5 protein-coding genes are annotated in these 6,359 nt (G+C 32.3%); 2 read left to right on the top strand and 3 right to left on the bottom strand.

Translation table 11 applies throughout. The features are described from left to right. Positions 1–364 (top strand): proprotein convertase P-domain-containing protein (locus tag FJR38_RS10260; protein WP_174763950.1); only part of this gene is annotated, 364 nt, incomplete at its 5' end. Between the two features lie 4 nt (positions 365–368). On the opposite strand, the gene FJR38_RS10255 is transcribed toward FJR38_RS10260, so the two are convergent. Continuing rightward, the gene (locus FJR38_RS10255) at positions 369–2,693 is read right to left on the bottom strand and encodes an S-layer family protein (RefSeq protein ID WP_217359999.1); all 2,325 of its coding nucleotides are present in this window, start codon (positions 2,691–2,693) and stop codon (positions 369–371) included. Continuing rightward, entirely contained in the window at positions 2,671–5,019 is a 2,349-nt protein-coding gene (locus tag FJR38_RS10250; RefSeq protein ID WP_168536829.1) for a filamentous hemagglutinin N-terminal domain-containing protein, read from the bottom strand. The genes FJR38_RS10255 and FJR38_RS10250 overlap by 23 nt, the downstream gene beginning before the upstream one ends. A 377-nt stretch (positions 5,020–5,396) precedes the next feature. Between FJR38_RS10250 and FJR38_RS10245 the strand changes: the two genes are divergently transcribed. After that, complete coding sequence (locus tag FJR38_RS10245) at positions 5,397–5,606, top strand: hypothetical protein (RefSeq protein ID WP_168498018.1); 210 nt, start codon at positions 5,397–5,399, stop codon at positions 5,604–5,606. A gap of 92 nt (positions 5,607–5,698) precedes the next feature. Here the strand turns inward: FJR38_RS10245 and FJR38_RS10240 are convergent, their stop codons facing one another. Continuing rightward, a complete protein-coding gene (locus tag FJR38_RS10240) occupies positions 5,699–6,316 on the bottom strand; it encodes an S-layer family protein (protein WP_168536827.1) in 618 nt (205 codons plus the stop codon). Between the last annotated feature and the right edge of the window lie 43 nt (positions 6,317–6,359).

Below are 6,359 nucleotides of genomic sequence, written 5' to 3'. Positions count from 1 at the left end.
AAAAAATACTCAAGTAGTGAGTATTCCTGATGATGATAGACAGGGAATTAAAAGTGCGATCGCTATTAATGAAGCTGTTAAGATTAATGATATCCAAGTCACAGTTAATATTACCCATGATTTTCTAGGAGATTTAGAAGTTTATTTAATTGCTCCCACTAATCAACGGATATTATTACAAAGTCGGACATTAGGCCGTCGGACTCAATTACAAAATACTTACACAGTGCGATCGCATCCTGCCCTCAAACAATTACTTTCTCTACCTGCTCAAGGACGTTGGCAATTACAAGTTATTGACTATGCTGCCCAAGATATAGGCAAACTTAATAATTGGGAATTGCTAATTGGATACGGAAATTAATTTATTATCTTGTAGAAACACGGCAATCAGGATTATTTAAACCTGAACTTTGAAGTGTCACTTGTGGCGTTTCTGCGGTGAGAATCACTTTACCATCAGCAGAAATTACCCATCCCTGTGCTTGCTGAATAACCCGATTTTGCATCTTTGATGAATCATTATTAATCACAACTGGTGTGATTTTTTCTTGACTTGTAGAAACTACATCTACCAAATCTACTAAAGGAGTTGTACCAGTTAATAAATCACTAGGATTAGATGGTAATCCACCTTTACCGACAATGCTAAATCTATTCAATTGACGTGCTACCTTAGCATCACCACTACACCCTTGAGCAAGTTGACTAGAAGCATCTACTAAATCACTAGGTAAAGATATTAAACCCCTTGATGGATCAACATCTAATCTATTAATAGTTACTTGCCCACTTAATCCCAATTGGGAAGATGCAGTAATATCACTAAATTCAGTTAATTGGGGACGGAATTTTAAGCCAAAAATAGTATTAGTGGTAATGTTAATCTTCCCCCCATTTCCTTGAAAAGCATTCGCTGTGATATCACTATTTTCACTAGCAAAACCAATAATAAAAGGAGCATTAATATTAATATTTCCGCCATTTCCTCCCGCACCTGCTGTTCCTGCGGTAGCAGTTATATTACTCCCACGCCGTAACCATAATAAATCTTGAATATTTAAAGTAATTTCTCCTCCTTCGCTACTGATAGTTTCGGCAGTAATAAAGGCTTGATTATCTAATGTCAAAGTTCCCGCTTGTAGTGAAATATCTCCACCTTTACCGCTACCTTGACTATTGACTCCTATTCCTGCACCGGTTCTAATTATAAAAATTTGTGGATCAATATCAATACTACCACTATCACCAGTTGAGCCTATTTCTGTATTGGCAAATAGTCCAGTTTTCTCACCATCTAAAGTAATATTATCTTTAACTTGCATGATAATATTACCAGCTTTAGCACTACCTGATGTAGTAGTGAGAAGTTGTCCACCACTGGTAGCGGTGAATGTATTAGCAGTGATATTAATATTTCCACCTTGACCACTACTGACAGTAGAAGCAGAAATTTTTCCACCATTACTAATATTTAAAAGCGGTGTATTCAGAGTTATATCTCCTGCATTACCTCTATTTTGAGTATTAGCAAAAATGCCAGAAAATGCACCACCATTAGATGTACTAGCCTGAATAGGTGGAGTTTCTAGAGAGATTTGTAAATGATATGAAGTAGGATAATCAGATTGATTAACACTAGGAATTCCTTGATTATCAAAGTTACTAACTTGAAGATAGTAAGTTCCTGGTTTTGTAAAAGTATATCTCAGATAAGGGTCTTGTTGTAATGTTAAGTCGGTGTAGCTTCCTCCTGCACCAAGTCCATGAGAAGCATTATCATTAGATGCTAATTCTTGATCTTGATTATTTAATAGGGTTAATTTTGTATTGATTTCTGGAAAGTTTATGTAACCATTTTCAGTATATTCACCATATACGCCAGTATTATCAATATCAAATACTGCTCTTGTCGCAGAATTTACTTGAAAAGCATAAATATCAATTGTATCATTGCCTGTTGCTATGATAGAAGCGTAGGGAATTCTAGTAGAAAACTCTACATTAGGATTTTTGCTAGTAGGATTGTTAATCAAGAATTGACTATTTTCAATAATTTGTGCGGTACTAATACCATCATTTGGTTCTATTTTACTGATTTGAAAACTTTGCTTCGTGATAGAATCTGTCTGATCTAAAGAAGCATCATAATCTTGAATAGGTACATTTTGTATTAATAAACTAGCAGGTTGAGAACGATTTACAAACTGTGAATCATATCCACTAATAATAATACTATTAGCTGCATTTACAATAATTGCTTCTGATTTTCCTTGATCAAAACTACTAGTCAGTAATTGTCCTCCATTGAGTAAAAATAAATTATTAGTATCAATATTAATACTACCACCATTACTTTGACTAAAAGTTTGGGCGCTTAATACACTTCCATCTGTTAATATTAAATCTCCCGTTTTAATTGCTATTTTTCCTCCTTCTCCACTATTTTTTCCTTCACTAGATGTAAAAATTCCACTCAATAAACCATCTTCACTTAATCCAGAAATGGTGATGCTGTCTTTGACATCTACAATAATATCTCCAGATTTTCCAGTTCCTAATGTTAATGCTTGTAGTTGAGAACCACCAGTTAAAGATAAGTTTTGAGAATTGATATTAATGTTACCGCTATTTCCTGATGCTGTAGATGTTGCAGCGGTACTAAGATTACTACGATTTTCTAAAAAAAACAAAATTATTAACATCTAAAAATAGATTACCAGCATTACCTGTATGTGTGGTTAAACTGCGAATACTACTATCATTTGTTAAAAATAAATTTTCCGCTTGAATATTAATATTGCCCCCTTTACCATTTCCATAAGTTCCCGTATCAATTAAGGAGAAATCTGTTAAATTCAGATTTTGAGCTTGAATTGTAATATCTCCACCGATACCCATAGAACCAGGTTCTAAAGTTGCAAGTAAACGGCTATTTTTGAGTTTAATATCTCCTGTAGAGTTAATATATATTTTATTTACACTGTTATCTAATGCAGTCATATTAATATCTGTATTATTTAATTCAATATTAGATGATTGGAGAAGGATTTTGTTATTTATATTCTCAGAATTACTTTGAATAATAGTATTAGTAATAGCTATTTTTTCTCCGGCATCAATTTCTATATTATTTCCTATAATTGCAGCATTTGTATTCAGATAATTTTTGCCTGTATGAATTAAAATATCATTAGCAAACAAAGAATCTGTATTTATATCATAATTTGCTTTTAGACTAATATTTTTACCTGCAATTTGGCCAGATTCTATATTATTGGCAGCATCTAATTGAACATCACCCTGATCAGTAAAAATATTACCTTGGTCACTAATGATGCTACCCAATTTTGTTGTCAGAAAAATGTCTCCAGATGAACCAATATTATTATAAGCTATAATATTACCAGCAGCATTTAATTTAATAAAACTATCATGATTAGATTTATTAAGATTATAAGGTATAGAGTCTAACTCATTGGTATTATCTATAAAACCTCTACTGTGAATATTGCCTTGATTACTAGTAATGTTTATATTACCACTTTTCTCATAACTAAATGCACTAATATAATAGGCATAAGAATCTAATATAATATCACCAGCAGCAATGATATTAATATCACCACTTGTATTTGCCTCTGTTTTAATTTTACCTATTGAGATACTACCTTGATAACTTGTAATATCAATATTTCCTCCTTTTTCTGTACTATTTTCATGAAAATCACCAGTAGTAATTCTCCCTGCATCAATATTACCATTTGCGGCTAATTTTACATTGCCGCCATAACTAGATAAAATGGGTGGATTGATATATCCTTGACTGCTGATTAATGTAATATCTCCTCCATTAGCTTCCAGTGTACTAATAGACATATCTTGAATGTTACCTACAGCAGAAATGATAATATCTTCTCTTTGTGTAGTTATATCTCCACCAATATTAATATTACCTGTAGCTTCTAAATTTAATTTTCCACCTTGATAGCTACCAATATTTATATTATTAGCTTTTATTTGCAAATTTCTCCCATTAGTATTAATAGTATTAGCATCAATCAAACTATAATCATTCATAAGATAATTAGTAATTTCACTAATTTTCATATTAAAATTACCAACATCATTATTTTTATAATCCGCAGTAAATGTAATTTCGCCTGTACCAGGAGCAAAGGTTAAGATATTATTAGTTAATGGATTAATTGTAATATCATTGCTTGCTTGAAATATTAGATTTGTATTTCCGTCTAATTTTTCTAATGTTAATTGATCAATTGTTTCTGTATTATTTTCACCAATATTCAAATTTTGTGTTTCTAAAAATAATGTTGATGTATTAATATTTCCCCTTACAAATAAATTCTCTGCACCTGTTAATTGAATTGTTCCTGGTGCTGTTAATTCACCTATGTTTTGAACGTTACTACTAAAAAAGGTGAGATTTTGTCCAGTTTGTAAATTTCCTTGATTTTTAATTTCTGCTTGTTGATTTTTTAAAGCATTTGTAAATAGTGCGTTGGGTTGTATACTTAATAAATTGCTATTCTGGGGATTTTTAGCACTAAATAATCCAGTATCTCCTAATTTAATTTCATCGGCAGTTGTGGCTGTAAATGAACCTTGAATATTTAATTTTGCACCATTACCAAAATATATACCATTGGGATTAATTAAAAATAAATTGGCGTTGCCATTTACTCCTAATGTTCCTAATATATTAGAAACATTATTGCCTGTGACGCGAGTGAGGATATTTTCAATATTGATAGGATTAACAAAATTAACAGTTTTTCCTACATCAACATTAAATTCTTGGAAACTATGAAATAGGTTAATTCCTCTTGTTGCACCATTTTCTATTTGTGCTGTTGAGTTAATATTATTGACTTGAGAACTTTCTGCACCTAATGTGTTATCAGGTATAAGTTGAGCAAATGCTTTTTGATTTGTAAAGGTGAATATTCCTGTGAATAAAGTGACTAATCCTAAGTTATAAACAATTTGATTTTTCATGGTTGTTATCTCAGTTGTTAGTTTTGGTGAAAATCCATTTAAAAATACATACTGGAGAAACAATTTTTAGGCTGTTTATCTTTGCTTAGATAAGGAACATTTGCATATAAAAGTATATGAACTAAAATATGCTAAATCAAACAAATGAGATTGAAATGTGTTATACATTTCAACCTACAAGCGTTTTTCCCAAAAGAGTATGTAAATTAAATGTTTAACAGCTTATAGATAACAATCTTATGATACAACCTCTTATTTCCTCACAGTAATATTACGGTTTTATGGGAAAGGATGTAAATTCCTTGTAACTAATTGTGAATTTCTACAAAAATGCGATCGCTTATTTCTGATTTTTGATGACTTAATTGTTTTAATTTATGGGTTTAAATCTGCTGTTAACTTTTTCGCTTACCCGTAGAAGTGGTCAGGTAATTCCTTTAAAAGATTTTAATTGTCGGTTGGCTATTTACGCTGAACCCCATGCAGCAGCAGAACCACCATTACTTAAACCACCATTAAGAGTGTTCCAAACAATAAATGATCCAAAACCAGAGATTGCTTCATTGCGCTCCGCTCCATATGGCTAACGCTACGCTCCGCGAACGCAATGACAATTGGGCATTTTTTTACTTGGAATACTCTAATTGGGAATTGCTAATTGGATACGGAAATTAATTTATTATCTTGTAGAAACACGGCAATCAGGATTATTTAAACCTGAACTTTGAGGTGTCACTTGTGGCATTTCTGCGGTGAGAATCACTTTACCATCAGCAGAAATTACCCATCCCTGCGCTTGCTGAATAACCCGATTTTGCATCTTTGATGAATCATTATTAATCACAACTGGTGTGATTTTTTCTTGACTTGTAGAAACTACATCTACCAAATCTACTAAAGGAGTTGTACCAGTCAATAAATCACTAGGATTAGATGGTAATCCACCTTTACCGACAATGCTAAATCTATTCAATTGACGTGCTACCTTGGCAGCACCACTACACCCTTGAGCAAGTTGACTAGAAGCATCTACTAAATCACTAGGTAAAGATATTAAACCCCTTGATGGATCAACATCTAATCTATTAATAGTTACTTGCCCACTTAATCCCAATTGGGAAGATGCAGTAATATCACTAAATTCAGTTAATTGGGGACGGAATTTTAAGCCAAAAATAGTATTAGTGGTAATGTTAATCTTCCCCCCATTTCCTTGAAAAGCATTCGCTGTAATATCACTATTTTCACTAGCAAAACCAATAATAAAAGGAGCATTAATATTAATAATTTCCGCCATTTCCTCCCGCACCTGCTGTTCCTGCGGTAGCAGTTATATTACT

The organism is Anabaena sp. UHCC 0253, from assembly GCF_009712085.1.
GTDB lineage: Bacteria > Cyanobacteriota > Cyanobacteriia > Cyanobacteriales > Nostocaceae > Dolichospermum.
This window is presented reverse-complemented; position numbering and strand designations above follow the sequence as displayed.

Excerpts from the sequence above, each read along its gene's own strand:
- FJR38_RS10250 (WP_168536829.1), bottom strand. The coding sequence starts at position 5,019 with ATGAAAAATCAAATTGTTTATAACTTAGGATTAGTCACTTTATTCACA.
- FJR38_RS10245 (WP_168498018.1), top strand. The coding sequence starts at position 5,397 with ATGGGTTTAAATCTGCTGTTAACTTTTTCGCTTACCCGTAGAAGTGGT.
- FJR38_RS10240 (WP_168536827.1), bottom strand. The coding sequence starts at position 6,316 with ATGGCGGAAATTATTAATATTAATGCTCCTTTTATTATTGGTTTTGCT.